Source organism: Naasia aerilata, assembly GCF_030296595.1.
GTDB lineage: Bacteria > Actinomycetota > Actinomycetes > Actinomycetales > Microbacteriaceae > Naasia > Naasia aerilata.
This window is the reverse complement of sequence record NZ_AP027731.1, coordinates 1922157-1947229: the sequence shown is the minus strand read 5'-3', so window position 1 is coordinate 1947229 and position 25073 is coordinate 1922157. Positions and strand designations below refer to the sequence as shown.

The following is a 25073-nucleotide window of genomic DNA, read 5'->3' as shown; positions in this document are numbered from 1 at the left end:
CATCCATCCCTCGAAGGAGAGGCACCACATGAAGACCACAGCTACCGGCAAGCGTGTTCTCACGCTCGCCGCGTCGGCCGGTGTGCTTGCGCTCGTGCTCAGCGGCTGCGGCCGCGCCGCCGAAGCGCCGCCCAAGAGCGGAGCCAGCGGCTCCGCTGCTGCTGCCGAACCCTCCCCCGGCATCACCGACGACCACCTGACGCTCGGCATCTCCACGCCGCTGACCGGCAACACCGCCGGCCCCGGCAACTGCACCGCCGACGGCGCCATCGCGTACTTCGGGATGAAGAACGACGAGGGCGGCTTCGAGTTCGGCGACGGCAAGACCCGCACCGTCGAGCTCAAGGAGTACGACGACCAGTACGACCCCGAGAAGGCGGTCGGCAACTTCCAGCAGATGGTCGCGGACGGCGTCTTCGGCGCCGCACTCAGCCTCGGCACCCCGACGAACCGCGCCTGGCGCGACGCCGCGGCCGAGGAGGGCTTCCCGCAGGTCCTCGTCATGACGGGTGACCCAATCTTCAGCAACCGCGAGGACGGCTACCTCACGCTCGGCCTCGTGCCGACGTACCAGCAGGAGGGCGCCGCGTTCGGCAAGGCACTGGCGGCGGACGGGCAGGCCCACAAGGTCGGCATCCTCTTCCAGAACGACGACTATGGCAAGGGCTACTCGCAGGGCTTCAAGGACGCGATCAAGGGCAGCAAGAACATCGAGGTCGTGAAGGAGCTCAGCTACGAGCCGAGCGCCACCAGCCTCGAGGGCCAGATCACGGAGCTGCAGGCCACCGGTGCGGACGTCCTGTTCCACGCCGTGTCGATCACCCCGCTCGCGATCGCCGACCTCCAGAAGGTGGCGTCGCTCGGCTGGAAGCCCACCCTGTTCCTCCCGTCGAACACCGCGTCGCCCGGTGGAATCCTGAAGCCCGCCGGCGTCGCCGCCGACACCTTCACGGGTGTCTACGCCGCCGGCTTCGCCCAGGCCGCCGCCGCCCCGCCGTTCGCGGAGTCGGAGGCCGGCAAGAAGTACTTCGACGCGATCGCAAAGTACGTCACCGGGCACGAGCAGGACGGCAAGTCGTTCCCGCACTGCGTGTGGTCCTGGACCGCCGCGCAGATCCTGGAGGAGGCCTTCAAGAACATGAAGGAGCCGACCCGCGAGTCGTTCTACGAGGCGCTGACGTCGATCAAGGGGCTCAAGACGGACTTCGCGTTCGGCCCCATCGACACCACCGTCAAGGGCTCGCCGGCCGTGCAGACCGTCTCGCTGCAGAAGTTCAACGGCAACGGCTACGCCAACGTGGAGGTCGTCGGCTGACGACTCCCGCCCAGCACTGAGGCCCGGTCCCTTCGGGGGCCGGGCCTTCGTGCATCCCGCTCCCCTCCTCGCCGAGGTGGCACTTGTTGCTGCCACCTCGCCCCGGAACGAGCACCTAGTGCCACCTCGCGCCGGGCGTGACCTCGCCGTCTCGCGTGTTCCCGGCGAGGTGGCACTTGTTGCTGCCACCTCGCGCGCGAAAGAGCGCCTACTGCCACCTCGCGCCGCGCGTTTCCTCGTCGTCCCTCGTCCGCCGAGGTGGCACTTGTTGCTGCCACCTCGCCCGGGAAAGAGCACCAAGTGCCACCTCGCGGCGCCCTGTGGACGCGCTCGGCGCGGATGACGCCGATGCGGCACCCTTCCCCGCATGCCGAAACCGAGAAGCCCCCTTCCGGAGTGGGCCGATGAGCCGTTCCGGGTGCGCGACGCCTCCGCCCGCGGGGTTGGGACTGGGCGGCTGCGAGGCAGAGACCTCGCGGCGCCGTACCGCGGAGTCCGCCTGCAGCGCGTTCCCGGGAGATCCGTGCTCGAGCGATGCACGGCTTACAGCGCCGTCATGGCGCCGTGGGCGTTCTTCAGCCACCAGACCGCGGCGCGGATTCACGGCCTCCCACTTCCCGGCCGCGAGGAGGAGGAGCCGCTCCACGTCTGCGTGTGGAAACCGGAGCGCGCACCACGCGTGGAGGGGATCGTCGGGCACCACGCAACGCTTGGCAGCACGGAAACCGTGATGCGCCGGGGTTGGCAGGTCACCGCGCCCGCCCACACGCTGCGCCAACTCGCCTCCACGCTGTCGGTCGACAACTTGGTGATCCTTGGCGACGCCCTCGTGGCGAGGGATGCGCCGCTCTGCACGTTGCAGGATCTCGCCGCCCTGCTTCCCGGGGCTGGAGGAAGTCGAGGGGCGGTGGCGCTGCGGGAAGCGCTGCAGCTGATCCGGGTGGGCTCCGAGTCTCCGATGGAGACGAAGCTCCGGCTGCTTCTCGGGCGGGCCGGGCTTCCTGAGCCGGCGCTGAACGTGAACATCTACGACCGGCACGGCCGCTTCCTCGCGCGAGGCGACCTGATGTACGAGAAGGAGCGGGTGGTCGTGGAGTACGACGGAGACCAGCACCGGAGCGACCGGGCCCAGTACGAGCGCGACGTCGACCGCCTCGAGAGGCTGACTGACGAGGGCTGGCGGGTCATCAGGGTGCTCCGGGACCATCTGGCTGACCCTCAGGCGGTGCTTGCCCGGGTCCGCTCCGCTCTGGCGGGCCGCTGAGCTCCGCGAGGTGGCAGCAGTTGTCGTTTCCGGGGCGAGGTGGCAGCAACAAGTGCCACCTCGCCGAGTGGGAGTGCGGCGACCCCTAGCGAGAGGCGCGGCGCTCCCCGCCCACGAGCGCACGAGGTGGCACTTGTTGTCGTTTCCCGGGCGAGGTGGCAGCAACAAGTGCCACCTCGCGGGGTCTACGAGCGCGGGCGGATCGGGAGCACCAGGTAGGAGTCGTGGGCTCCCCCGGTGTGCAGGAGCTGCGGGCCGGTGTTGATGTCGGTCTCGTGGCGCGAGTAGACGAGCGGCTTCCGGTAGTGCTTGATGTCGTAGCCCTGGATCACCAGGACGAGGCTGTCGCCCGCCGCGAAGCGCGTGCCCGACGGGAGGATCTCGATCTCGAGCCGCGTGGGGCCGTCCGCCTCGAGGGGCAGCGCCCTGCGGTGGGCGAGCACCGGCAGGAACGGCGTCGACTTCTCCTCGTCGAGCTCGCGGTGGGAGGCGCGGATCCAGCCCAGCGCGACTGGGCCGTCCTCGAACTGGGCGAAGTACGGGAAGGGCACGATGCGCCCGCCCGCGTCGCGCTTGAACAGGCCGAGGAACACGTCCATGTCGTCCGCCTTCGGCGCCGACATGTGAAGCACCGCGCGGCTGTGCCCGACGATGTCGGTCTCCTCGTCGAACCGGTGCTCGAAGACGAGGCGCTCGGGCGCGAACGGGTCGCCGAGGCCGTGGTACGTGGCCGTGGCCTCGTCCGCGGGCGCGTCGGTCACGAGTGTCCCGGTCGCCGCGTCGAGGTGCAGCTCGCGGTATTCGACGTCGGGCAGCGGCCACGACTCGGCCTCGACGAACTCGCCCTCGTAGTAGTCCGTGCGGACTTCGGCGAGGACGGGCGGCCAGCTCTCCACCTCGTTCTCGATGCCCTTGAGGAAGTGGTCGAAGAAGGCCGCCTGCTTCTCCACGTTCTCCGGGAGGTAGTACTCGGCCCACTTCTTGCGGCCGTGCACGTAGAGCCACTTCTGGGAGGACGAGATCCTCCGGAACCCCTCAAGCGTGCCGCGCGTATGCAGCCCCTGGTCGGTCCAGCTCGCGACCACGAACGCGGGCACGGTGATGGCCTCGAGGTCGGCCGCCTTCGACGCCCAGAACTCGTCGAAGAAGGGATGCTCGCGCGTCTCCGCCTCCAGGTCCTCGATCGGCCCGGTGGAGGCGCCCCAGCGCTCCCAGATGTACGGCCAGAATGAGGTCTCCGGGATACCGCCGTGGCGCGCGACCTCGCGGTAGGTGTCCGACCAGCCCTCCCAGGGGTTGATGGCGGCGAGGTGCGGCGGGTTGGTGGCGGCCACGCGCCACTGCGAGGACGTGAGGTACGAGACGCCGGTCAGGCCCACCTTCCCGTTGCTCCACTCCTGCGTGCCGGCCCACTCCACGAGGTCGTGGTAGTCCGCGGCCTCCTCCGGTGACAGGTAGCTGGCCGGCCCCTTCGCGTACCACGTGCCCGGGATGTCGGCGATGACGAGGGCGTAGCCTCGCGGCACCCAGTAGACGGGGTCGGGCCCCTCGAAGGTCGTCAGGTCGCTCATGTGCTCGGGCTTCACTCCGCTGGCGGGGTAGATCTGCCCGATGGGCGCGGGGTCGTGCTTGCCGTACGGCGACCAGGCGATGAGCGGCGGCACCGGCTGCCCGTCGAGGGGGCGGTACACGTCGGCCTGCACGGTGCGACCGGCGCGGGTGGTCACCTCGACGTCCCGCTCGATGATCATGTCGTCGCGCGTCTCGGTGCGCGGCTGCGGCGGGACGCCCTTGCGCGACTCGGGCGTGCTGCGCGGCGGACGGAGGGGGTACGGGGACTCGGGGCTCGACATCGTCGCCTTTCGGTCAGGAGGGTGGGACGGGAGGGATCAGGAGGCGAGAGCGTCCGGCACGGGCGCGCGCCGGTGGGACCGGGCCACCGTCCAGGTGATGAGCACGCCGAAGGCGACGAGGGCGCCGAAGACCAGCAGCAGCGGAGCGGTCCATGCGCCGGTCGCGTCGTGCACGGCGCCGAGCACGGTCGGCGCGGTCGCTCCCCCGAAGCCGTAGCCGACGCCCTGGGTCACCGCGGACAGTCGCCGCGCATGGACGCTGTTCCGGGCGATCTCGACGATGATGACGAACACCAGCGTGATGCCCGCCCCCTGTGCCACGCCGCCGACGCTCGACCAGAGGAGCCATCCTCCGGGCGCCAGCAGGAGCCCGACGGGGACCACGAGCCAGGCGAGCGACATCGCCACCGTGACGGGCAGCAGGCCCACCCGCTGTGAGATGAGCGGCACGCCGATCGACCCCGCGATGGCGAGCAGCTGGAAGACGGTGGCCGCTGAGCCGGCCTGCGTCGCATCGAAGCCGAGGTCGTCCCGGAGCAGTGTGGGCAGCCATGCCGTGATCCCGTAGTAGCCGAAGCCCTGGCCGACGAACGCGATCGCGAGCAGGGCGCCCGTCAGGGCGTCGCTCCGGCGGCCCGCCCGCCCGGCGGACGAGTCCTCGGCCTCCTGCTCCGCGCGGGACAGCGGGGCAGCGCGTTCCAGGACGAGCGCGCGGCGCCGCTCGGCGGTCAGCCAGAGCCCGAGGATCCCGGCGGCGAAGAGAGCCCACCAGGCGAGCGAGACCCGCCAGCCCGCCGCCTCGGCCAGCGGAGCCGTCACGAATGTGCCGATGACGGAGCCGAGGTTGAGCGCACTCGTGTACAGGGCGGTGGCGAGCCGCGCGCGCTCCGCCGGCACCTCGCGGCGGATGAGCACGGGGACGACGACGTTGCCCACGGTGATGAAGGCGCCCATCAGGATCGTCCCGGTGATCACCGCCTCCGAGCCGCCGGCGGATCGGACGATCGCCCCCAGGATCACTCCGAGGATGGCGAGGGTGGTGGCGAGGTCAGGGCCGAGCCGGGCGATGAGGAACGACGCCACCGGCGTGATGAGCGCGAAGCACAGGACGGGCACGCTCGTCAGCAGCCCGGCCTGCGCCGAGGTGAAGGAGAGATCGAGCTTGATGTCGCCGATGACCGGCGCCACCGCGATGATCGGGCCGCGGAGGATCAGCCCCAGGGCGACGATGGCGACGGCGACGAGCCAGGGAGCCCGGGAAGGTGCAGCGCGCATGGAATCCGTTCTGCGCCCCGGGCGCGGAAGGGCCGGGACAGCGAATGCTGTCCCGGCCACTGGTGCTGACTCGTCCGCGAGGTCAGGCGGGCAGGGCCACGCTGTGCGTGTCCATGAACTCGCGCAGTCCCTCGATTCCCATCTCGCGCCCGAGGCCCGACCTCTTCACGCCGCCGAACGGCGCGCGCTGGTCGAGCACGGCCGCGCTGTGCGCGTTCACGAAGACGTAGCCCGCCTGGAGCCGCGCACCGACCTCGGCGGCCTTCGCGCGGTCGGCCGTCCACACGGAAGCGCAGAGGCCGGCCCAGGTGTCGTTCGCCGCCGCGATGGCCTGGTCCTCGTCATCGAAGGGGATGATCGGGATGGTCGGTCCGAACTGCTCCTCCGTCACGACCCGGAGCTTCGGGTCGGGGTCGAGCACGAGCGAGGGCCGCAGGAAGTTGCCCTCGGCGAACTCCCCGCCGGGGAGCTCGCCGAACTCGCGGATCTCCGCGCCGGCCTCACGCGCCTCGTTGAGCAGGTCCTCCACGAACTTCTTCTGCGAGGGCGCGTGCAGCGGCCCCATCGTCGTGTTCGGGTCCCGTCCGTCGCCCAGCACGGTCTGCTCGAGCTTGCGGGAGAGGCCGTCGACGACCTCCTGGTACCGAGAGCGGTCGACGTACACGCGCTTGGCCGCCATGCAGATCTGGCCGGTGGTGTCGAAGATGCCGTGGTAGAGCGCGTCGATGCCCTCCTCGCCGAGGTCGGCGTCCTTCAGTACGACGGCCGCGTCGTTGCCGCCCAGCTCCAGCGCCACCTTGGTCAGCGACTTGGAGGCCATCTCCATCATCTTGTTGCCGCCGCGGACGGAGCCCGTGAAGTGCACCATGGAGACGTCGGTATTGGAGACGAGGGCCTCGCCGATCTCCGCGTCCTTGCCCGTGACGACGTTGAGCACGCCGGGCGGCAGGTGCTCGGCCATGCGCCGGATGAGGAGCGACGTGGCGAGCGGCGCCGAGGGCGGCGGCTTGAGGATGACGGTGTTCCCGGCGACCAGCGCGTACGGCAGGGAGGCGCCGAGGATGGCGAGCGGCCAGTTGAACGGCACGATGATCGTGACCACGCCGCGGGGCACGTAGCTGATGATCGTCTCGTTCGGCGGACCGGGGAGCGTCGTGGTCTCGAGGACCTGGTCGGCAAGGCCCGTCGCCAGCCCGCAGCGGAAGCCGAAGACGAACACGTCGCCGCGGGCCTCGTCGAGGACCTTCCCGTTCTCCCTGGAGAGGATGTCGGCGTGCTCCTCGAAGTGCTCGCCGATCGCCGCCACCGCGGCGTCGATCTGGGCGGCCCGCTCCTGCGGGGACAGCGCGGCCCAGGCGGGGAAGGCCGCGTTCGCCGCGCGCACGGCGTCGAGCGCCTGCTCGCGCGTCGCCGCTGCGGCCGTTCCGATCGTGCCGCCTCGTGCGGGGTCGACGACGGTGAGGACGCCGTCTCCGCCGTCCACCTCCTCGCCGTCGATGTACAGCCGGGTCGCGACCGCGACCGGGGACTCAGCAATCGTCATTGACTCCTCCATCGATACCCGGGGGTCGGGGCATCCTGCCCGGCGACCGGCCCGGTGGGTGCGACGCTACCCGCGGCCGCACACCCGGTCAACGAGATCGTCGACAATCCCAGCGACATCCCGGGAGGGGCAAAACGTCGCCCTAAACCGGACAGAACGATCGGACGAGCAGCCCGGGGAACGCTTGGTAGACAGTCTTGGCGACAATCCATAGCGTTGGCCGGGACCGCGCACCGCGCGGGGGCGGGGTGACAGCACCGGTGGCCCCCGGGCGGTCCCGCACCGCAGACAGGAGCTCGAACATGATCATCGACTGCCACGGTCACTACACGACCGCCCCCGCCCAGCAGACGGAGTGGCGGAGCCGGCAGCTGGCCGCCTGGGCCGAGGGATCAGCAGCGCCCGCGTACCCGGAGATCGACGACGACACGATCCGCGAGTCGATCGAGGGCAGCCAGCTGCGGCTGATGGACGAGCGCGGCATCGACGTGACCCTCTTCTCGCCGCGGGCGTCGGCCATGGCGCACCACGAGGGCGACCCCGCTGTGAGCGCGGAGTGGACGCGGCGCAGCAACGACCTGATCGCCCGCGTCACGCGGCTCTTCCCCGAGCGCTTCGTGGGCGTGGCCCAGCTCCCCCAGTTCCCGGGCACGGATCCCGCCGACTCCATCCCCGAGCTCCGGCGGGCGGTCGAGGAGCTCGGCTTCGTCGGCTGCAACCTCAATCCCGACCCGAGCGCCGGTCACTGGACCTCGCCGCCCCTGACGGACCGCAGCTGGTACCCGCTCTACGAGGCGATGATCGAGCTCGACGTGCCGGCGATGGTCCACGTGTCGGCGGTGACGAACCCGAACTTCCACGCCACCGGCTCTCACTACCTGAACGCCGACACCACGGCGTTCATGCAGTTCGTGCAGGCGGACCTGTTCCGCGACCTGCCCGAGCTGCGCCTCGTCATCCCGCACGGCGGTGGCGCCGTGCCGTACCACTGGGGCCGCTTCCGCGGGCTCGCCGACATGCTGAACCGCCCGCCGATCGAGACCGCGGTGATGAGCAACGTGTACTTCGACACGTGCGTCTACCACCAGCCCGGCATCGACCTGCTGTTCGAGGTCATCGAGCCGGAGAACATCCTCTTCGGCTCCGAGATGGTCGGGGCGGTGCGGGGCATCGACCCGAAGACAGGCCAGTACTTCGACGACACTCGCCGCTACCTCGACGCGCTGGACCTCGACGAGGCGACGCGCAGGCTGGTGGACGAGGGGAACGCGCGCCGCGTCTACCCCCGGCTGAATGCGCTCCTCGAGTCGCAGGGGCGCTGAGCGCGCCGAGCTGTCCGCTCGCGCAGGCCGGAGTGGCCCCGGGGCACCCGGGGCCACTCCCCTGCTCAGCCCGCGTGCTCGTCGGGCTCGCTGTCCTCGGGCTGCTCGGTCCACTCGGGCGGCTCGTCGGCGCCCGACTCCTCGGCCTTGTCCGCGTCCTCCTTGGTGGGCTGCACCGCGCCTGCCGCGTGATGGGAGGGCGCGTAGACCGTGTAGAGGCGCAGCGGCTCCTCGCCGGTGTTGATCACGTCGTGCCACGTGCCAGCGGGCACCTGGATGGACCAGCCGTCGGAGACGTCCTGCTGGAAGTCGAGCTTGTCCTTCTCGGGGCCCATCACGCAGCGCCCCTTCCCCGCGTCGATGCGGAGGAACTGGTCCGTCGCGGGGTGCGCTTCGAGCCCGATCGAGTCGCCCGGCGGGATGCTCATCAGGGTGACCTGAAGGAACTTCCCGGTCCAGGCGACGACCCGATAGTTGTCGTTCTGAACGGTGGCGGTCTCGATGTCGAAGGCGTTGGGCTTGGGCCCCTTGTCCTGGATGCTCATGCTCCGATCCTGGCGGCTCTGCTGCCGGCCGGGGAGGGGTTGCCTCCCGGCCGCAGGATCACCGCCCGAAGCGAAGGGCCGACCGCACCTGGTCCTCGGCGATCTGCCGAACAGGTCCGCTCAGGCAGGGACGGCGTAGCGCTCGACGAACCGCCGCAGAACCGCCGGTGGATGCCGCACGGCGCTCGATCGGACGCGCTCCTTGATCTTCTCGGCCTCCTCGGGCGGGAAGTAGCCCGCGTTCTTGTAGACGTCGATGCGGGTCACGATCCCGTCGACGTCGAGCTCCGGGTGGAACTGGGTCGCGTAGACGTTGGAGCCCACCCGGAACGCCTGCACCGGGCACGCGGCAGAGGAGGCGAGCCGCACGGCATGCGGCGGCAGCTCGCGCACGGCCTCCTTGTGCCCGACGAACGCCTCGAACTCGAGCGGCAGCACCCCGAAGAGCGGGTCGCTGCGGCCCGCCGCGGTGAGCGTGACGGCGACGGGGCCCACGGGCTCGGAGTAGGTGCGATCCACCACGGCACCCTCGTGCGTCCCGATCGTGCCGACTCCGTAGCAGGCGCCGAGCATCGGGAAGTCGGCGGCGACCACCGCGTCGAGCAGGTTCGAGAGCTCGGCCTCGACCCGTCGCTGGATCTCGGACTTCGCCTCGACCGGATCCGAGGAGTTGAAGGGGCTGCCGCCCATGATGAGCCCCGAGTAGTCCGCAAGCCGAAGCTCCCCCAGCGGGCGCTGCTCGAGGCGGACCCGGCGCAGCTCGGTCCTCCGAAGCCCCGCGAACCGCAGCACGGCCTCGTATTCTCCGTCGGCGGCCGCGTCCTCGGGCCGCGAGGCGAGCAGGAGGAAGGGCTTCATGCTCAGAAGGGTAGAACCGGAACGACGGCATTCCCTCACCGGAATGTCTCGGAACGTAGCGAAAGACGGACCATCCGGTGGTGAGCGATCACAACTCGTGGCCGTCCCGAGTGACAGTCCGGTCGCCGATGGTCGGCTAATCCCTGACGCCACGCCGATTCGACTCTTGCGAATCGAAAATTGTGAGCGATAACATCGCGGCCAGGTCAGAAGGGTCTGACTTCCCGGCACCAAGACGCAGCATCAGCGGCCCGGGGACACTGAACAAGGGAGTTTGGTCATGAAGAAGAGGACTGTCTTCGGGGCGCTCGCCGCCTCCGTCGCATTGTCGCTCACTCTCGGCGGGTGCGCCGGAGGATCGGGCGGCGGGGACGATGCCGCCGGCGGTGGAGGCGACTCCGGGAGCCTGGTCGTCGGCTTCGCCCAGGTCGGCGCGGAGAGCGGCTGGCGCACGGCGAACACCGAGGACATCAAGCGCGCGTTCGACGAGGCGGGCATCGAGCTCAAGTTCTCCGACGCGCAGCAGAAGCAGGAGAACCAGATCAAGGCGATCCGCTCCTACATCTCGCAGGGCGTCGACGTGATCGCGTTCTCCCCCGTGGTCGAGACCGGCTGGGACGCCGTGCTCAACGAGGCCAAGGCCGCCGGCATCCCGGTGGTCCTCACCGACCGTGCCGTCGACTCCAAGGACGACTCGCTCTACGTGAGCTTCCTCGGCTCCGACTTCATCAAGGAGGGCGAGAAGGCCGGCCAGTGGGTCGTCGACGAGTACAAGGACTCGACGGACCCGGTCAACATCATCCAGCTCGAGGGCACGACCGGCGCCGCGCCGGCCATCGACCGGGCCGAGGGCTTCGCGGATGTCATCTCCGCGGATCCGAAGTTCGAGATCGTCGCCTCGCAGACGGGTGACTTCACGCGGGCCGGCGGCAAGCAGGTCACCGAGGCGCTGCTCAAGTCGAACCCGGACGTCGACCTCATCTACGCCCACAACGACGACATGGGGCTCGGCGCCATCGAGGCGATCGAGGCCGCCGGCCTCAAGCCGGGCGAGGACATCAAGATCGTCACGGTCGACGCCGTGCACGACGGGATGCAGGCGCTCGCCGACGGCAAGATCAACTTCATCGTCGAGTGCTCGCCCTTCTCGGCGACCAGCTGGTCGACATCGTGAAGAAGGTCGTGGCCGGCGACAGCGTCGAGAAGCGCATCATCACGGAGGAGACCACCTTCACCAAGGAGCAGGCCATCGAGGCACTCCCCGACCGCGCCTACTAGGCCGGCAGATCCGCCTCGCCGTCGGACGACGCATCCGCGCCTGTCCGGCGGCGAGGCATCATCCTGAAGTACCTGTCCTGAACACAGCACCCCGCCCGACCTCAACGGAGAGTTCCAGTGGCCGAACGCAACGCCGTCGTCGAATTGAACGACATCTCGATCACGTTCCCCGGCGTGAAGGCCCTCGACTCCGTCGGCTTCCGCCTGTTCCCCGGCGAGGTGCACTCGCTGATGGGCGAGAACGGCGCCGGGAAGTCGACGCTCATCAAGGTGCTGACGGGGGTCTACTCCCCCGACACCGGCGTCATCACGGTGGACGGCGAGCGCGTGGCGTTCTCCGGTCCCGCCGAGTCGCAGGCGGCGGGCATCAGCACCGTCTACCAGGAGGTCAATCTCCTGGCGAACCTCACGGTGGCCGAGAACATCATGCTCGGCCGGGAGCCGCACCGCTTCGGCGTCGTCGACTGGCGCGCGACCCGCAAGCGGGCGGCCGAGCTGCTCTCCGACCTGCACCTCGACATCGACCCGTCGTCGCTCCTCGGCGATCACTCGCTCGCCGTCCAGCAGCTGGTCGCCATCGCCCGCGCCACCAACGTCCAGGCGAAGGTCCTCATCCTCGACGAGCCGACGAGCAGCCTGGACGCCGACGAGGTCGCCGAGCTGTTCCGCGTCATCCGCTCGCTCAAGGAGTCGGGCGTCGCGATCCTCTTCGTCTCGCACTTCCTCGACCAGGTCTACGAGATCTCGGACCGGATCACCGTGCTCCGCAACGGCAAGCTCATCGGCGAGTACCTCACCGGCGATCTCCTCCGCATCGACCTGGTGCAGAAGATGATCGGCAAGGAGCTGGCCGTTCTCGACGACATCCAGAGCCGCGTGCAGGAGGAGCAGAGCGGTGCGACCGCCGACGTCCCGTTCGTCTCGGCCATCGGGCTCGGCCGGAAGGGCGCCATCGAGCCGGTGGATCTCGACGTCTACGAGGGCGAGGTCGTCGGCATCGCCGGCCTCCTCGGCTCCGGCCGCACCGAGCTCGCCCGCATCCTCTCCGGCGTCGACCGGCCGGACTCGGGCGAGATCCAGGTCGAGGGCAGAGGGCGGCGCTTCCGGACGCCCCGAGCGGCTCTGTCCTCGCGGATCGCCTACTCGTCGGAGAACCGCCGGGCGGAGGGCATCGTCGCCGAGCTGAGCGTCCGCGACAACCTCGCCCTCGCTCTTCAGGCGGACCGTGGCTGGTTCCGCCGCATCCCGCGCAAGCGGCTCGACGAGCTCACGCAGAGCTACATCGAGACGCTGCAGATCCGGCCGGCGAACCCGGACATCCTCGTCGGCAACCTCTCCGGCGGCAACCAGCAGAAGGTGCTGCTCGCGCGCTGGCTCGCGATCGCTCCGCGCCTGCTGATCCTCGACGAGCCCACGCGCGGCATCGATGTCGGCGCGAAGGCGGAGATCCAGAAGCTCGTGGCGAACCTCGCCGAGAACGGGATGTCCGTCGTGTTCATCTCCGCAGAGCTCGAAGAGGTCCTCCGCCTCAGCAACCGCGTGGCCATCATGCGCGACCGCCGCATGGTCGCCGACCTACCCAACCGCGACCTCACCGTCGACGACATCCTCGGCGTCATCGCCGAGGGCGCCGGCGGGGATGAGTCGGACGCCCCGACGGCCGAAAGGATCCCCTCATGAGCCGCGTCCTCACCAACCGGCTGTTCTGGCCGGTCGTCGTCCTCCTGGCCCTGTTCGCGGTCAACCTGGTGGCGTTCCCCGGCTTCTTCGCGATCGAGGTGAAGAACGGGCACCTCTTCGGCAGCCTCGTCGACATCGTGCGCAACGGGGCGCCGACGCTCATCATCGCCATCGGGATGACCCTGGTCATCGCCACGCGGGGCATCGACCTGTCGGTCGGCGCCATCTGCGCGATCGCGGGAGCGATCTCCTGCTCGATCATCCTCGGCTCGCCCGACCCGGGGAACGTCGGCACCGTCGTGGTGGCGGTGATCACCGCTCTCCTCGTCGCCCTCGTGCTCGGCCTCTGGAACGGCTTCCTCGTCGCCGTGATCGGGGTTCAGCCGATCATCGCGACCCTCGTCCTGATGACAGCAGGGCGCGGCATCGCGATGCTCATCACCGAGGGGCAGATCCTCACGGTGAACAGTGCGCCGTTCAAGACCCTCGGCTCCGGGTTCCTGTTCGGGATCCCCGTCGCGGTCTGGATCGCCGCGGCGATCTTCGCCCTCGCCGCACTCCTCACCCGCCGCACCGCTCTCGGGCTCTTCATCGAGTCGGTCGGGATCAACCCGGAGGCGAGCCGGCAGGCCGGCCTCCGCTCCCGCGGGCTGCTGTTCAGCGTCTACACCTTCAGCGCGGTGTGCGCGGCGATCGCAGGCCTCGTCCTCACCTCCAACCAGACCGCGGCCGACGCCAACAACACGGGCCTCTTCATCGAGCTCGACGCCATCCTCGCGGTGGTGATCGGCGGCACCTCCCTCGCGGGCGGGCGATACTCCTCCTCGGCACCCTGGTGGGCGCGCTCGTCATCCAGACGCTCGTGACCACGGTCTACACGGTCGGCATCCCGCCGATCGCGACCATGGTGTTCAAGGCCGCCGTCGTCGCCGCCGTCTGCCTCCTGCAGTCCCCGACCACCAACGCGGTGATCACCTCCTGGCGGCGGACCCGCCCGGCACTCCTGACGAAGAAGGTGGCGTGATGACGACGACCCAGGTCCGGCCCCCGGCCCCGACCCCCTCGTCCGCTGGAGGAGGAGGCCGGCGTCCGGTCGATCCCTCGGGTCCCGCGCCCGGGGCGTGCTCACGAGCCCCAAGCACGGGCCCGTGGTGGTCACCCTCGTGCTGCTGCTCGCGATCTTCGCGATCGGCGGGCTGCGCTACCGGGGCTTCCTCGGCGGGCAGGTCTTCCTGAACCTCTTCGTCGACAACGCGTACCTCATCGTGCTGGCGGTCGGCATGACGTTCGTCATCCTCACCGGCGGCATCGACCTCTCCGTCGGCGCCGTGGTCGCGCTGTCCACGATGATCGCGGCGAGCATGCTGCAGGCGGGGTGGTCCCCCGGCGTGGTCATCCCGCTCATCCTGATCGCGACGTCCGTGCTGGGGCTGCTCGTCGGGCTGATGATCCACGTGTTCAAGGTGCAGCCGTTCATCGCCACCCTCGCGGCCATGTTCCTCGCTCGCGGCCTCTGCTACATCATCAGCAACAACTCGATCTCGATCACCGACCCCTTCTTCACCGCGTTCGCGTACACGCGCATCCCGCTCGGCGGCCGGCTCAGCATCACGCCCAGCGTGGTCGTCGCGGTGCTCGTCGTGATCGCCGCCGTGGTCGTGCTGCAGTACACGCGCTTCGGCCGCACGGTCTACGCGCTCGGCGGCGGAGAGCAGTCCGGGATGCTGATGGGCCTCGCCGTGGCCCGCACCAAGGTCCTCGTCTACATCATCAGCGGCTTCTGCTCCGGGCTCGCCGGAATCCTCTTCACCTTCTACACGCTGTCCGGCTATCCGCTCACCGCCATCGGCACCGAGCTCGACGCCATCGCGGCCGTCGTGATCGGCGGCACCCTGCTCACCGGCGGCTACGGGTTCGTGCTGGGGTCCGTGCTGGGAGTCCTCGTCCTGGGCGTCATCCAGACGATCATCACGTTCGAGGGGACGCTGAGCTCGTGGTGGACGCGCATCTTCATCGGTGCGCTGCTGCTCGTCTTCATCGTCCTGCAGAAGCTTCTGACCGCCCGGCGTCGGTGAAGGGCCCGACAGCGGGCACACTGGTACCCAGCACGGCGGCCGGAACCCCGGCACGCTGAGGAAGAGGATCTGCAGCCATGGCGGTTGAGCCGCGCAGCGACCCGATCGCCGTCGACGACGCGAGGGCGGGCGGAGAGGATGATCGCGCCCGTGCGGCGACGATCTTCGATGTCGCCCGGCTGGCCGGGGTCTCCCATCAGACCGTCTCCCGGGTGATCAACGAGCACCCCAACGTCCGCGCCGCCACCCGCGAGCGGGTGCAGCAGGCGATCCAGCAGCTCCGCTACCGCCCGTACACCGCCGCGCGCGCCCTGGTGACGCGCCGGTCGCGCACCATCGGGCTCATCACGATGGGCGGGCAGGACTGGGGCCCCTCGCTCACGGCGATGCACTTCAACGAGGCCGCGCGGGAGGCGCGCTACGCCGTCAGCATGGTCAGCCTGCTGTCGACCGACGAGGCGGCTCTCCGGGACTCGGTGGAGCGCCTGCTCCGGCAGAGCGTCGAGGCGGTCGTCCTCGTCGCGGAGGATCGGAACGCGCTCCAGCTGCTGCAGCGCATCGAGCTCGGCGTGCCCCTGATCGCGCTCGACCCGAGCGACTCGGCCGGCACCCTGACCGTGGCGCTCGACCAGTACGCCGGGGCCCGGGGCGCGGTCCGCCACCTCGTCGAGCTGGGACACCGGTCGATCCTGCACCTCGCGGGGCCGCGCGTCTCTCCCGCGGCCGCCGAGCGGGAGCGCGGCTGGCGGGATGAGCTCGCCAAGCACGGCCTCGTCGCACGCGAGCCGGGGGTCGGCGACTGGTCGCCCTCGAGCGGCGCGCTCTTCGGCCGTCAACTGGACCTCTCCGTCCCCTTCACCGCCGTGTTCTCCTCGAACGACCAGATGGCCGTCGGCCTCATGCACGTGCTCGTCGAGCGGGGTCTGAGCGTTCCCGCTGACGTGAGCGTCGTCGGCTTCGACGACATCCCCGAGGCGGAGTACCTCATGCCTCCGCTCACCACGGTGCGCCAGGACTTCGAGCGCCTCGGCCGGGACATGATGGCCCGGGTCGCGGCGGTGCTGAGCGAGGTCCCCGAGATCCCGCCGGCCCGGGCCGTGCCCGAACTCATCGTGCGCGCGTCGACGGCCCCGCCGCCCTCGAAGAGCTGAAGCCCCGAGGCCGCTTCGTCGCTGCAGCTAGGCAAAGGACGGGCCGGCCGTATCCTGGACCCGATGAGCCGCGTCACCTGGCCTCCCCGGAGAGCCCCGATCCGACGCTCCGGCATGCCCTCCGGCACGTCAACCGCACCTTCCACAGCCAGTTCCGGCTGCGGCTCGCGGAGTACGAGGTGAGCGAAGCGGCCTACCAGAGCATGTTCGCGCTGCGCCGCATCCCCAACATGTCGAGCGCCGACCTCGCCCGATGGACCGGAGTGACGGCGCAGAGCGCGAACCAGATCCTCAAGGGCCTCATCGACAGCGGGCTCGTGGAGCGATCCCCCGCGAAGGGGCACGGCCGGATCCTCGAGGCGCGGCTGACCGCGCGCGGCGAGCAGGTCATCGAGGCGTGCGAGCGCGCCGGCGACGAGATCGAGGCGCAGATGGCGTCTGCGATGACACCGGCCGAGCTCGCTCAGCTGGAGGCGCTGCTGCGCAAGGCAGCCGAAGGCCTCGGCGTGCCCATCGCCCAGCGCCGTCCCTCCCGGATCCCCGCAGCGAGCAGCCAGTCCTGACCGGGTGACGGTCGCCCGCGTGCCCCGCTAGCGCTGGCGCACCACCTGGCGGGCGAAATGCTCGGCCAGCCGGTCGATGGAAGCCTGCGCGGCATATGCCAGGAACAGGAAGCAGTCGGTCGCCTCGAGCTCGAGCAGCACCGGCCCCGCCGGTCCGGGCAGGACGTCGACGCGCGCATAGGACAGCCGCTGCCGCCCACCGGGAGCCGCATCGAGCGCGGCGGAAGCGAGCGACACCTGCTCCGCCGACGGCGTCACCCGCCGCACGGCCCCCAGCACATCGGCCGGCACCACCGGGGTGCGCACTCCCCGTCTGCGAGGAGCGGCTCCCGGCGCATCGCGTGCGAGAGCTCGCCGCCCAGGAAGACCAGACTCGTCTCGCCGTCCACGTCGATGCCGTTCACGTACGGCTGCACCATCACGGAACGCCCCTCGGCATGCAGCCGGGCCACCAGGGCCGCCGCCGCAGGATCGCTGCCGGTGAAGCGCCCGGTGTCCGACGCGCTGCTGCTCACCGCGGGCTTGATGACGACGTCGGAGTCACCGAGATCGGCAGGATCGCCCGGCTCGACGAAACGGGTGGGGACGATCGCGACGCCGTGGCGGGAGAGATCCGCGAGATAGTGCTTGTCGGTGTTCCAGGCGAGCACGTCATACGGGTTGGCGATGCGCTCGAACCGGGCCGCCCACCGGAGGAACTCGGGGCGTCTGCGCGGGTAGTCCCAGACGCTGCGCACCAGCACCGCATCGAATGCGTCCCAATCCTCGTCCGGATCGTCCCAGACGGCAGGGCGGGCGTCGCATCCGGCGGACGCGAGCGCGCTCAGCAGCAGCGCACCGTCCTCGTCGAGATCCCGCACCACGGACGCGGTTGCCACGGCGACCCTCGAAGAACCCACGCCTCCAGCGTGGCCGCACCCACCGACACCCGACGCGCGAGGCCCTGCGGGTCTCACCCGTCTTCGAGAGTGACCTTGCGCCTCAGAATGAAGACGACCACCAGCGCACCGGCCACAGCTCCGAGCATCGTCAGCACCATCGCGACGGCGGGCTGACCCAGTCCGCTCAGCGGCGTGACCGCAGCTCCGAACAGGAAGGTGGTCACGCCTAGGAGCGCGGAGGCTGTTCCGGCATGACCTCGCGCCTGCCCCATGCTTACAGCCACGGCGTTCGGCATCACCATGCCGAGAGGCGCGATCGCGAGGAAGAGAAGAACTGCGACCGCCCACAGGGATCCCCGCCCACCGAGAAACACGAACAGTGCCAGTCCGGCTGTCGCGACCACCTGGACGAGCAGTCCAACGCGCAACATGAACGGCGCGCCCACCCGTGGCGCGATCCGGGCGTTCACCTGACCAGCGAGAGCGAGGCCGATGCCGTTGATTGCGAAGATCAGGGCGAACTCACCGGGAGTCCCGCCGTATATCTCCTGCACGACGAAGGACGAGCCGGAGATGTAGCCGAACAGGATCGCGGCTGCCAACCCTCCCACCAGGACGTAACCGGCGAATGCTCTAATGCGGAGGAGCACGCCGAACACCAGGAAGGACGAGCGGAAGGGACCGGTCACCCGAGATTCGATCGGATGGGTCTCCTTGAGGAGCAGCCAGGTCGAACCGGCGAGCAGCGCACCCAGGACGGCCAAGCCCACGAAGACGCCTCGCCAGGAAACCATCGTGAGCGCGGCAGCGCCGAGCAGCGGGGCCACGATCGGAGCGATGCCGGAGACGAACGCCAACTGGGAGTAGATGCGGACGGCGATTCGGCCGGACGCGACGTCGCGCACCACAGCGCGCGCGATCACCAGACCGGCGGCGCCGCAGAACCCCTGGGTGAAGCGGAGGAGGGTGAACACCTCGATCGATGAGGACGCCGCGCAGGCGAGCGACGTCACCAAGTAGCCGAGCGTGCCGAGGAGCAGCGGAAGGCGTCGACCCACCCGATCTGCCCAGGGTCCGATCACGAGCTGTCCGAGCGCGAGACCGACCAGACATGCCGTCAAGGTCAGCTGCACGGCGCTCGCTGTCACCCCGAAGTCCGCCGCGATGGCGGGGAACGCGGGCAAGTACGCGTCGAGGCTGAACGGACCCACGCCAGAGAGGACGCCGAGCACCGCGATGACGACGGGACTGACCTTTCCGTCGTCCTTCGACGTCACGACAGCGAGGAGAGGGCGACGACGGTTCCAGCTTCCGCCGATCTATACGCCGCCTCGATGGCACGCGTCACGTTCCGCACCAGAGGAAGGTGCTCCGGATCCGTCCGACCGGCGACAACCCATTCCACCCACTGATCGAACGGGTCCGCAAGGGCCGGGGACAGCTCCTGCTCCGCCCAGTCGGCGGCCTGTCCCGTGCGCAGCATCACCCGTTGGTCCGCGGGACCGACCGCCACACTGCCCTCTGTGCCGACGACCTCCAGCGAGTAGCCCATGTAGTTCCCGACCATGCTCATCTCGGCGACCCCGAGAACCCCGCCGGGGTAGCGGAGCAGGGCCGCAGCGTTGTCCTCGACCTCCCGCCCGGTGACGAACCCGACCTGCGCTGTCAGGTGGTCCGGAGCCTCACCATGCACCAGCATCGACAGATACAGGGGGTGCGCGCCGAGATCGATCACGGCGCCGCCCCCGTTTCAGCCAATGAGAAGAAGTGCTCCGGGATCCAGGGAGTGCCGACCGCCCCGTGGTGGGCGTAGCGGATCCTGCTCCCGGTGACGCGCCCCAGCCGTCCCTCGTCGATGAGCCGCTTCACCGTGCGCACGGGCGCCTCGATGAGACGCTGAAGGGACACCCCGAGGACCAGGGCATGCTCGTCGGCGAGTGCGATGAGCGCGTCCACCTCGCGGGTGGTCGGGGCGAGCACCTTCTCGCTGAAGACATGCTTCCCCGCACGCAGAGCGGCCGAGATCACCGGAAAGTGCTCCGTGGTGGCGGTGTCGACGACAACGGCCTGCACATCGTCCCTCGCCAGGACGGCCGTCAGGTCCTCCTGACTCGGAAGACCGTGCTGTTCCCCGAACGAGCGTGCCGCACCGGGTCGCGAGTCCCATACGACGGCGGCATTCGTCGCCGCGTTGCTCCGGGCCGCCTTCACGTGGTGAGCCGCGTGCACATGCCAGGTGCCGAGCTGTGCGACCCCGATCGTCACGGGGTCACTCCCGGGACGGAGTCCAGGACCGGCGTAGCCGCAACCAGCTGCCTGGTGTACTCATCATCCGGATCGGTGAACAGCTTGGTCGAGGGGCCACGCTCCACAACAACACCGTTCTTCATGACGAGCGCAGTGTCGGTCATGTGCCGGATGACCGAGAGGTCGTGGGAGATCAGCACCAGCGACAGCCCGTGCGACGCGCGCAGGCTCATCAGGAGGTTGAGGATCTGCGCCTGCGCGGAGATGTCGAGGGACGAGGTCGGCTCGTCGGCGACGATGAGGCGCGGCTCACTTGCGAGCGCTCGAGCGATTCCAACTCGCTGACACTGACCGCCACTCAGCTGTCGGGGAAGCTTGTCGAAGGTGAGTCGTGGGAGACCGACCTCATCAAGGAGGTCGCCGGCCTGCGCGAGAGAGGCGGAGCGGGAGAGCCCGCGCCAGCGCTGCAGCACCTCAGCCACCGCCTGCCGAGGCGTCCGCCACGGGGTCAGTGACCCGTAGGGGTCCTGGAAGATCATCTGCACGTCCCGCCGGATGGGGTTGCGGCCACGGACCTCCTGCCACGTCTTGCCGTGCACCAGCACCTCGCCGGTTGTCGGCCGAAGGGCCCCGACGATCACGCGCCCCAGGGTCGTCTTGCCGCTTCCGCTCTCCCCTACCAGGCCGATCGAGGCGCCCGCCTGGATGTCGAGGCTCACCGGCGCAAGGGCAGGGGAACTTGCGTGACGGTAGGTCACGGTCGCGTCCTTCACGGTGAGGACCACCGCGCCATCCGTTGCGACGGAGGGCAGTGCGGCAGGCGCACGGAGTTCACCGGTCTCGCGATCGAGCACCGCCAGCGGGGCGCCGGGTTTCGACGCTTCGGGGCGAGCGGCAAGGAGCGCCTTCGTGTAGGCGTGCTCCGGCGTGCTGAGCACGGTGGCGGTGGCACCGGATTCGAGCAGCCGCCCGGATCGCATCACGGCGACCTCGTCCGAGACGAGCCCTACCACCGCGAGGTCGTGAGCGATCATGAGGAGGGTCATGCCGGTTTCGCGGCGAAGCTCACCCAGCAGCCGAAGGATCCCCGCCTGCACCGTCACATCGAGGGCCGTGGTGGGCTCGTCCGCGACGATGAGCTCGGGACGCCCGGCCAACGCCAGCGCGATCATCACACGCTGGCGCATGCCGCCGGAAAGCTCGTGCGGGAACGCCCGGAGGACCTCTTGCGGCCGAGGCATGTGGACCTGTTCCAGAAGCTCGAGTGACCGCGGACGGACATCCGCCCCCGCATCGAGGACGGAGACCGTCTCGGCCAGCTGCTTGCCTACCCGCATCACAGGATCGAGGCTCGACAGGGAGGCTTGCGGGACCAGCGCCATCCGCCTTCCCCGAATCGCCGCCCACTGCTGGTTGTCGCCCTGCCGCAGCTCCTGGCCGTCGAAGACGACCCGGCCACTCGTGACCACTCCTCCGATCCGGTCGATCAGTCCGGTGACGACCCGAGCAGTGACCGTCTTGCCCGAGCCCGACTCTCCTACTAGGGCGAGGGAGTCACCGCGCTTGATCGAGAAGCTGACGTCGTCGATCACCTCCCGTCCGCCGAGGCGGACGTGGAGGCCCTGGACCTCGAGAAGCGGGCTACCGACCGACGATTCTGTTGTCATTTCTTGTTCCTCGAGTCGAGCAGCGAGTCGGCGATGAAGCTCAGCGAGAGACCCGTGAGTGCGACCACTGCGCCGGGAAGGAGGGTGATCCACCATGCCTGTCGGAGGAACCCGCGGCCTTCGTACATGATGCTTCCCCACTCCGCCGCGGGCGGCTGCACACCGGCTCCCAGGAAGGGCAGCGAGGACAGGATGGTCACCACGAGGACGATGTCGCTCACCGCGAGTGCCAGGGTTATGCGACCGACGCCTGGGGCGATGTGCCTCAAGATGATGCGCCCGCTGGAGAGGCCCGCGACGCGGGTCGCAAGGACGAAGTCCGAGTCCCGCATTGCCAGGGACTGGCCTCTAGCCATGCGAGCGTAGCCAGCCCACATGACGGCCATGAGAGCCGTCATGGACGCGATCAGGCCTGCCGGCGCTGGCCCCCAGGCCCGATCGGTGCCGATGACGACGACGAGCGCGAGCAGCAGGATGACCAGTGGAAAGGCGATCACCGCGTCCACGATCCGCATGAGAAGGAGTCCAGCCACCGCTGGCGGGACGAGCCAGCGAGCGTGCCGAGAGTGGTGCCGACGAGAAGGGCGAAGCCCGTGACGATAGCGGCGGCGATGAGGTCGACTCGACCTCCCTCCCAGGTCCGCACGAACAGGTCTCGGCCGACCGCGTCCGTGCCGAACGGATGGGCGAGGCTGGGCGGCTGGAACGCCAGCCCCACGAAGTCGTTCGCCTGGTACGGCGAGACGATCGGCACGACGATGCACAGCAGGACGATCAGTCCGAAGATGACGATCCCGACGGTTCTGCTGACTGACGCTCCGAAGGCCTGGCGGGCCCAGCCGACCGCGAAGATGGGCCTCCGCTGCTTCGGGGCGCGAGGGGCGATTGCGTCCCTCGTCCTGAGATCCCTGGTCGTCGACTCGCTCACGATGGGCTGGTTCACAAGGTCCTCGCTCGGGGATCGACGAAGGTGTACAGGGATTCGACGACGAAGCTGCTCAGGACCACGACGACACCGGTGACGAGCGCGATGCCCTGCACGACGGGATAGTCGCGACGCCCGACCGCCCTCGTCATCTCCGCGCCGAGTCCCGGAATGCCGAAGACTGCTTCGACGATGATCGCTCCGGTGAGAAGTGTTCCGAAGCTGATGCCCACGATGGTGAGCACCGGCAGGACGCTGTTCGGCAGCACGTGGCGAAGGTTCAGCAGGCGAGGCGGGAGGCCGCGGGCGAATGCGGCCTCCATGTGCTGCTGGCCCATCGTGTCGATGGCCCCCTGTCGCACCGTTCTCGAGATCGCCGTCGCGAGGTGAACCGACAGTGCGATCGCCGGGAGGATCAAGTACAGCAGGTTGTCCGGCCAGGCATTCGGCCATCCGCCCGCGGGCAGGATCCGCAGGCTCAGGGCGAACACGAAGATCAGCAGCAGCGCCACCAGGAACGTTGGCACCGAGAAGGACAGCATTCCCCAGGTGCGCACCGTGACGTCCACTCCCCTCCGGGTGCTGATCGCAGCCAAGAGCCCGAGGGTCGTTCCGACGATGACGCCGAGAAGGATGCCCGCGATGACGAGCGACATCGTGGTGGGGAGCGCCCCCGCGATCACGTCGGTGACGCTGCGTCCGCGCTGTGCGGTCGACTGCCCCAGGTCACCCCGGAGCAGCCCGCCGATATAGGCGACGAACTGCTCCGGGATGGACTTGTCGAGATTGAGCTGGGCGCGCAGTGCCGCGGCCTTCTCCGGGGTGTACTCGACTCCCAGGATCACTTTCACGGGGTCACCGGGGATGAGCCGCACGAGCAGGAATACCAGGACCACGATCGAAGCGAGTGTCAGGACCGCCTGGCCCGACATGCGGGCTACGCGGCTCCAGCCTGCTCGTGCCTTCATCAGTCGACGCTTCCCATCTTGGCGGTGGCGCCGACGAGGGCGAAGACGCCCTTGGGCAGCGTGCTGGCGGAGCCACGGACCCACGGGGCGAGCGTCACGTAGGGCTGGTCCTTGACGAACTGCTCTTCGATCTGCTTGATCGCCTTCGTGCGCGGGTCTCCGTCATTGACGTTCACGGTCTGGATCAGGCCGTTCATCTCATCCGAGTTGTACCCGGTGAACTCCGCCTTGAGGAAGCCGGTACCGAGCAGCGCGTTGGCGAGCAGGGGGTCCGGCACGTTGCCGCTCGACGCCATGGCGCCGGGCACCATGTCGTACTCCCCGGCGAAGAGGCGGTCGATCATGGTGGACGCGTCGAGCTTCTCGAGCTGGACCTCGATGCCGACCTCGGCGAGCTGGCTCTGAACCATCAGGGCGAGCTGTCCCGAGAATGGGAAGTCCTGGTCGGAATACATCATGCGCACCGAGCAGCCGTCGGCGCAGTCCGTGTCGGCCAGGAACTTCTTGGCGGCCGGCAGATCCTGCTTCACGTCCCGATCGACGTGACCCTCCATTGAGTCGGGCCAGAAGCCGGACTGGGGGCTGTTGTTGTCGCCCCAGATCGAGCTGACGATCTCCTCACGGTCGATCGCCGCGTTCACGGCCTTGCGCATGTTGACATCCGAGAAGGGACCCGACCGGTTGTTGAGCCGCACATCGAAGAACCCGAACACGTCGCTCATCAGAACGTCGATCCCGTCGGTGCCCTCGATCTGCGTGATGAAGTTGGGCGCGAGATCGCCCGCGAAGTCGATCTGGCCGCTCTGCAGCTGGCTGATCGCGCTGTTGGCATCCTCGATGACGGTGAGCGTCAGATCCTTGACGATCGGCTGAGGGCCCCAGTAGTCCTCGTTGGCCGTCAGCTCCAGCCTGTTGGAGGCCCAGCCGGCATCGATCGTGTACTGGCCCGAGGTGACCTCCGGGGCCGTGTAGTACGCGTCGGCGTCTTCGAGCGAGGCAGCGGGAACGACGCCGAGGGCGCCCTGGGAGAGGGCGGACACGAAGGAGGGGAAGGGAGCAGGGAACGTGAACACGACGGTGTCATCGCCGTCTGCCACGACCGACGCGACGCGGTTCAGGGTGGAGCCGATGGTCGAGTCCTTCACGCCGATGTGGCGCGTGAAGGTCGCGGCGACATCCGCCGCGGTGATGGGCGAGCCATCCGAGAACTTCGCGGCCTTCCGGAGGTGCGCGGTGAAAGTCGTGAAGTCGTCATTGAACTCGTACGACTCGGCGAGCCCGGGCGAGACGGTGCCGTCGAACTCGAGATTCACGAGAGTGGCGTTGAGCATCTGGTACGTCACACGATCCGTGGCCGAGACCGAGGCGGTGGGGTCGAAGCTCAGGCTGGGAGCCGGCAGCGACACGACGGCGCTGTCGATTGGCCCGCCAGCGTCTTCCTGGGCGGCGGGCGTGCCGCTGTTTCCCGACGAGCAAGCGGCGAGTGCAAGGACGGACGCGACGGCGACGCCGGCGATCCATCCCTTGCCGATTCTTCTGTTCATGTGTGCTTCCGATCGCTTCGGCGGCACCTGTCACACCACTGTGGACCGGACCGCGCATGGGCTGTGCTTTTCAAGGGGACGCCTGGGGCGCCGGTTTCCCTGCTGACGCAGGAAGTGCA

General features: G+C 69.3%; 27 protein-coding genes. 12 read left to right on the top strand and 15 right to left on the bottom strand.

Annotated elements, in window-relative coordinates; all coding sequences use genetic code 11:
* Window positions 1–28: 28 nt before the first annotated feature.
* Together QUE51_RS18115 and QUE51_RS10195 are read left to right on the top strand one after the other, a co-directional pair.
* Entirely contained in the window at window positions 29–1315 is a 1287-nt protein-coding gene (locus QUE51_RS18115) for an ABC transporter substrate-binding protein (RefSeq protein ID WP_350226640.1), read from the top strand.
* A gap of 556 nt (window positions 1316–1871) precedes the next feature.
* Entirely contained in the window at window positions 1872–2579 is a 708-nt protein-coding gene (locus tag QUE51_RS10195; RefSeq protein ID WP_286276298.1) for an endonuclease domain-containing protein, read from the top strand.
* Between the two features lie 185 nt (window positions 2580–2764).
* Here QUE51_RS10195 and QUE51_RS10190 read toward each other — a convergent pair whose 3' ends face one another.
* From QUE51_RS10190 to QUE51_RS10180, 3 genes are all read right to left on the bottom strand, one after another.
* Entirely contained in the window at window positions 2765–4432 is a 1668-nt protein-coding gene (locus QUE51_RS10190) for a CocE/NonD family hydrolase (RefSeq protein ID WP_286276296.1), read from the bottom strand.
* A gap of 36 nt (window positions 4433–4468) precedes the next feature.
* The gene (locus QUE51_RS10185) at window positions 4469–5707 is read right to left on the bottom strand and encodes an MFS transporter (RefSeq protein WP_286276295.1); all 1239 of its coding nucleotides are present in this window, start codon (window positions 5705–5707) and stop codon (window positions 4469–4471) included.
* Window positions 5708–5789: 82 nt separating this feature from the next.
* Entirely contained in the window at window positions 5790–7250 is a 1461-nt protein-coding gene (locus tag QUE51_RS10180; protein ID WP_286276294.1) for an aldehyde dehydrogenase family protein, read from the bottom strand.
* Between the two features lie 302 nt (window positions 7251–7552).
* Between QUE51_RS10180 and QUE51_RS10175 the strand changes: the two genes are divergently transcribed.
* Window positions 7553–8572 carry an amidohydrolase family protein gene (locus tag QUE51_RS10175; RefSeq protein WP_286276293.1) on the top strand — a complete coding sequence of 340 codons (1020 nt, stop codon included), beginning with the start codon at window positions 7553–7555 and terminating at the stop codon, window positions 8570–8572.
* A 65-nt stretch (window positions 8573–8637) separates the two neighbouring features.
* On the opposite strand, the gene QUE51_RS10170 is transcribed toward QUE51_RS10175, so the two are convergent.
* Window positions 8638–9117, bottom strand: coding sequence for a cupin domain-containing protein (locus QUE51_RS10170; RefSeq protein ID WP_286276290.1), 480 nt, complete (start codon window positions 9115–9117; stop codon window positions 8638–8640).
* 120 nt (window positions 9118–9237) lie between these two features.
* Window positions 9238–9975, bottom strand: a complete 738-nt coding sequence (locus QUE51_RS10165; protein WP_286276288.1) for a glutamine amidotransferase — start codon at window positions 9973–9975, stop codon at window positions 9238–9240.
* A gap of 280 nt (window positions 9976–10255) precedes the next feature.
* Here QUE51_RS10165 and QUE51_RS10160 point away from each other — a divergent pair, with 280 nt between their 5' ends.
* The 8 genes from QUE51_RS10160 to QUE51_RS10130 all read left to right on the top strand — a co-directional run bounded on the left by QUE51_RS10160 (window position 10256) and on the right by QUE51_RS10130 (window position 16722).
* Window positions 10256–11149, top strand: a complete 894-nt coding sequence (locus tag QUE51_RS10160; RefSeq protein ID WP_350226639.1) for an ABC transporter substrate-binding protein — start codon at window positions 10256–10258, stop codon at window positions 11147–11149.
* On the top strand, window positions 11110–11253 hold the full coding sequence (locus QUE51_RS18110; RefSeq protein ID WP_350226638.1) for a hypothetical protein: 144 nt from the start codon (window positions 11110–11112) through the stop codon (window positions 11251–11253). Before QUE51_RS10160 ends, QUE51_RS18110 begins: the two co-directional genes overlap by 40 nt.
* Before the next feature lie 117 nt (window positions 11254–11370).
* Window positions 11371–12933 carry a sugar ABC transporter ATP-binding protein gene (locus QUE51_RS10155; RefSeq protein WP_286276287.1) on the top strand — a complete coding sequence of 521 codons (1563 nt, stop codon included), beginning with the start codon at window positions 11371–11373 and terminating at the stop codon, window positions 12931–12933.
* Window positions 12930–13799: an ABC transporter permease gene (locus QUE51_RS10150; RefSeq protein WP_286276286.1), complete on the top strand. Its 870-nt coding sequence runs from the start codon at window positions 12930–12932 to the stop codon at window positions 13797–13799. The genes QUE51_RS10155 and QUE51_RS10150 overlap by 4 nt, the downstream gene beginning before the upstream one ends.
* Window positions 13769–13957: a hypothetical protein gene (locus QUE51_RS10145; RefSeq protein WP_286276285.1), complete on the top strand. Its 189-nt coding sequence runs from the start codon at window positions 13769–13771 to the stop codon at window positions 13955–13957. Before QUE51_RS10150 ends, QUE51_RS10145 begins: the two co-directional genes overlap by 31 nt.
* A gap of 97 nt (window positions 13958–14054) precedes the next feature.
* Window positions 14055–15008, top strand: a complete 954-nt coding sequence (gene yjfF / locus QUE51_RS10140) for a galactofuranose ABC transporter, permease protein YjfF (protein ID WP_286276284.1) — start codon at window positions 14055–14057, stop codon at window positions 15006–15008.
* A 77-nt stretch (window positions 15009–15085) separates the two neighbouring features.
* Entirely contained in the window at window positions 15086–16159 is a 1074-nt protein-coding gene (locus tag QUE51_RS10135) for a LacI family DNA-binding transcriptional regulator (protein WP_286276282.1), read from the top strand.
* A 179-nt stretch (window positions 16160–16338) separates the two neighbouring features.
* Complete coding sequence (locus tag QUE51_RS10130) at window positions 16339–16722, top strand: MarR family winged helix-turn-helix transcriptional regulator (RefSeq protein WP_286276281.1); 384 nt, start codon at window positions 16339–16341, stop codon at window positions 16720–16722.
* A 27-nt stretch (window positions 16723–16749) separates the two neighbouring features.
* On the opposite strand, the gene QUE51_RS10125 is transcribed toward QUE51_RS10130, so the two are convergent.
* The 10 genes from QUE51_RS10125 to QUE51_RS10080 all read right to left on the bottom strand — a co-directional run bounded on the left by QUE51_RS10125 (window position 16750) and on the right by QUE51_RS10080 (window position 24753).
* Window positions 16750–16959 carry a hypothetical protein gene (locus QUE51_RS10125; RefSeq protein WP_286276280.1) on the bottom strand — a complete coding sequence of 70 codons (210 nt, stop codon included), beginning with the start codon at window positions 16957–16959 and terminating at the stop codon, window positions 16750–16752.
* Between the two features lie 17 nt (window positions 16960–16976).
* Window positions 16977–17600 carry an ATP-grasp domain-containing protein gene (locus QUE51_RS10120; RefSeq protein WP_286276279.1) on the bottom strand — a complete coding sequence of 208 codons (624 nt, stop codon included), beginning with the start codon at window positions 17598–17600 and terminating at the stop codon, window positions 16977–16979.
* A 74-nt stretch (window positions 17601–17674) separates the two neighbouring features.
* Complete coding sequence (locus tag QUE51_RS10115) at window positions 17675–18880, bottom strand: multidrug effflux MFS transporter (protein WP_286276277.1); 1206 nt, start codon at window positions 18878–18880, stop codon at window positions 17675–17677.
* The gene (locus tag QUE51_RS10110; protein ID WP_286276276.1) at window positions 18877–19338 is read right to left on the bottom strand and encodes a Gfo/Idh/MocA family protein; all 462 of its coding nucleotides are present in this window, start codon (window positions 19336–19338) and stop codon (window positions 18877–18879) included. The genes QUE51_RS10115 and QUE51_RS10110 overlap by 4 nt, the downstream gene beginning before the upstream one ends.
* Complete coding sequence (locus QUE51_RS10105; protein WP_286276274.1) at window positions 19335–19868, bottom strand: Gfo/Idh/MocA family protein; 534 nt, start codon at window positions 19866–19868, stop codon at window positions 19335–19337. Before QUE51_RS10105 ends, QUE51_RS10110 begins: the two co-directional genes overlap by 4 nt.
* Window positions 19865–21517 (bottom strand): dipeptide ABC transporter ATP-binding protein, encoded by a 1653-nt coding sequence (locus QUE51_RS10100; RefSeq protein ID WP_286276273.1) that lies wholly within the window; start codon window positions 21515–21517, stop codon window positions 19865–19867. The genes QUE51_RS10105 and QUE51_RS10100 overlap by 4 nt, the downstream gene beginning before the upstream one ends.
* Window positions 21514–22032, bottom strand: coding sequence for an ABC transporter permease (locus QUE51_RS10095; protein ID WP_286276271.1), 519 nt, complete (start codon window positions 22030–22032; stop codon window positions 21514–21516). Before QUE51_RS10095 ends, QUE51_RS10100 begins: the two co-directional genes overlap by 4 nt.
* A complete protein-coding gene (locus QUE51_RS10090) occupies window positions 22011–22445 on the bottom strand; it encodes a hypothetical protein (protein ID WP_286276269.1) in 435 nt (144 codons plus the stop codon). The genes QUE51_RS10095 and QUE51_RS10090 overlap by 22 nt, the downstream gene beginning before the upstream one ends.
* Before the next feature lie 11 nt (window positions 22446–22456).
* Window positions 22457–23410, bottom strand: a complete 954-nt coding sequence (locus QUE51_RS10085; protein WP_286276268.1) for an ABC transporter permease — start codon at window positions 23408–23410, stop codon at window positions 22457–22459.
* Window positions 23410–24753 (bottom strand): ABC transporter substrate-binding protein, encoded by a 1344-nt coding sequence (locus QUE51_RS10080; protein WP_286276267.1) that lies wholly within the window; start codon window positions 24751–24753, stop codon window positions 23410–23412. Before QUE51_RS10080 ends, QUE51_RS10085 begins: the two co-directional genes overlap by 1 nt.
* Before the next feature lie 7 nt (window positions 24754–24760).
* Between QUE51_RS10080 and QUE51_RS10075 the strand changes: the two genes are divergently transcribed.
* Window positions 24761–25060, top strand: coding sequence for a hypothetical protein (locus QUE51_RS10075; protein ID WP_286276266.1), 300 nt, complete (start codon window positions 24761–24763; stop codon window positions 25058–25060).
* The last annotated feature ends 13 nt before the right edge of the window (window positions 25061–25073 follow it).

Excerpts from the sequence above, each read along its gene's own strand:
- QUE51_RS10160 (WP_350226639.1), top strand. The coding sequence starts at position 10,256 with ATGAAGAAGAGGACTGTCTTCGGGGCGCTCGCCGCCTCCGTCGCATTG.
- QUE51_RS10175 (WP_286276293.1), top strand. The coding sequence starts at position 7,553 with ATGATCATCGACTGCCACGGTCACTACACGACCGCCCCCGCCCAGCAG.
- QUE51_RS10165 (WP_286276288.1), bottom strand. The coding sequence starts at position 9,975 with ATGAAGCCCTTCCTCCTGCTCGCCTCGCGGCCCGAGGACGCGGCCGCC.
- QUE51_RS10100 (WP_286276273.1), bottom strand. The coding sequence starts at position 21,517 with ATGACAACAGAATCGTCGGTCGGTAGCCCGCTTCTCGAGGTCCAGGGC.
- QUE51_RS10170 (WP_286276290.1), bottom strand. The coding sequence starts at position 9,117 with ATGAGCATCCAGGACAAGGGGCCCAAGCCCAACGCCTTCGACATCGAG.
- QUE51_RS10150 (WP_286276286.1), top strand. The coding sequence starts at position 12,930 with ATGAGCCGCGTCCTCACCAACCGGCTGTTCTGGCCGGTCGTCGTCCTC.
- QUE51_RS18115 (WP_350226640.1), top strand. The coding sequence starts at position 29 with ATGAAGACCACAGCTACCGGCAAGCGTGTTCTCACGCTCGCCGCGTCG.
- QUE51_RS10185 (WP_286276295.1), bottom strand. The coding sequence starts at position 5,707 with ATGCGCGCTGCACCTTCCCGGGCTCCCTGGCTCGTCGCCGTCGCCATC.
- QUE51_RS10180 (WP_286276294.1), bottom strand. The coding sequence starts at position 7,250 with ATGACGATTGCTGAGTCCCCGGTCGCGGTCGCGACCCGGCTGTACATC.
- QUE51_RS10095 (WP_286276271.1), bottom strand. The coding sequence starts at position 22,032 with ATGCGGATCGTGGACGCGGTGATCGCCTTTCCACTGGTCATCCTGCTG.
- QUE51_RS10085 (WP_286276268.1), bottom strand. The coding sequence starts at position 23,410 with ATGAAGGCACGAGCAGGCTGGAGCCGCGTAGCCCGCATGTCGGGCCAG.
- QUE51_RS10190 (WP_286276296.1), bottom strand. The coding sequence starts at position 4,432 with ATGTCGAGCCCCGAGTCCCCGTACCCCCTCCGTCCGCCGCGCAGCACG.
- QUE51_RS10195 (WP_286276298.1), top strand. The coding sequence starts at position 1,872 with ATGGCGCCGTGGGCGTTCTTCAGCCACCAGACCGCGGCGCGGATTCAC.
- QUE51_RS10135 (WP_286276282.1), top strand. The coding sequence starts at position 15,086 with ATGGCGGTTGAGCCGCGCAGCGACCCGATCGCCGTCGACGACGCGAGG.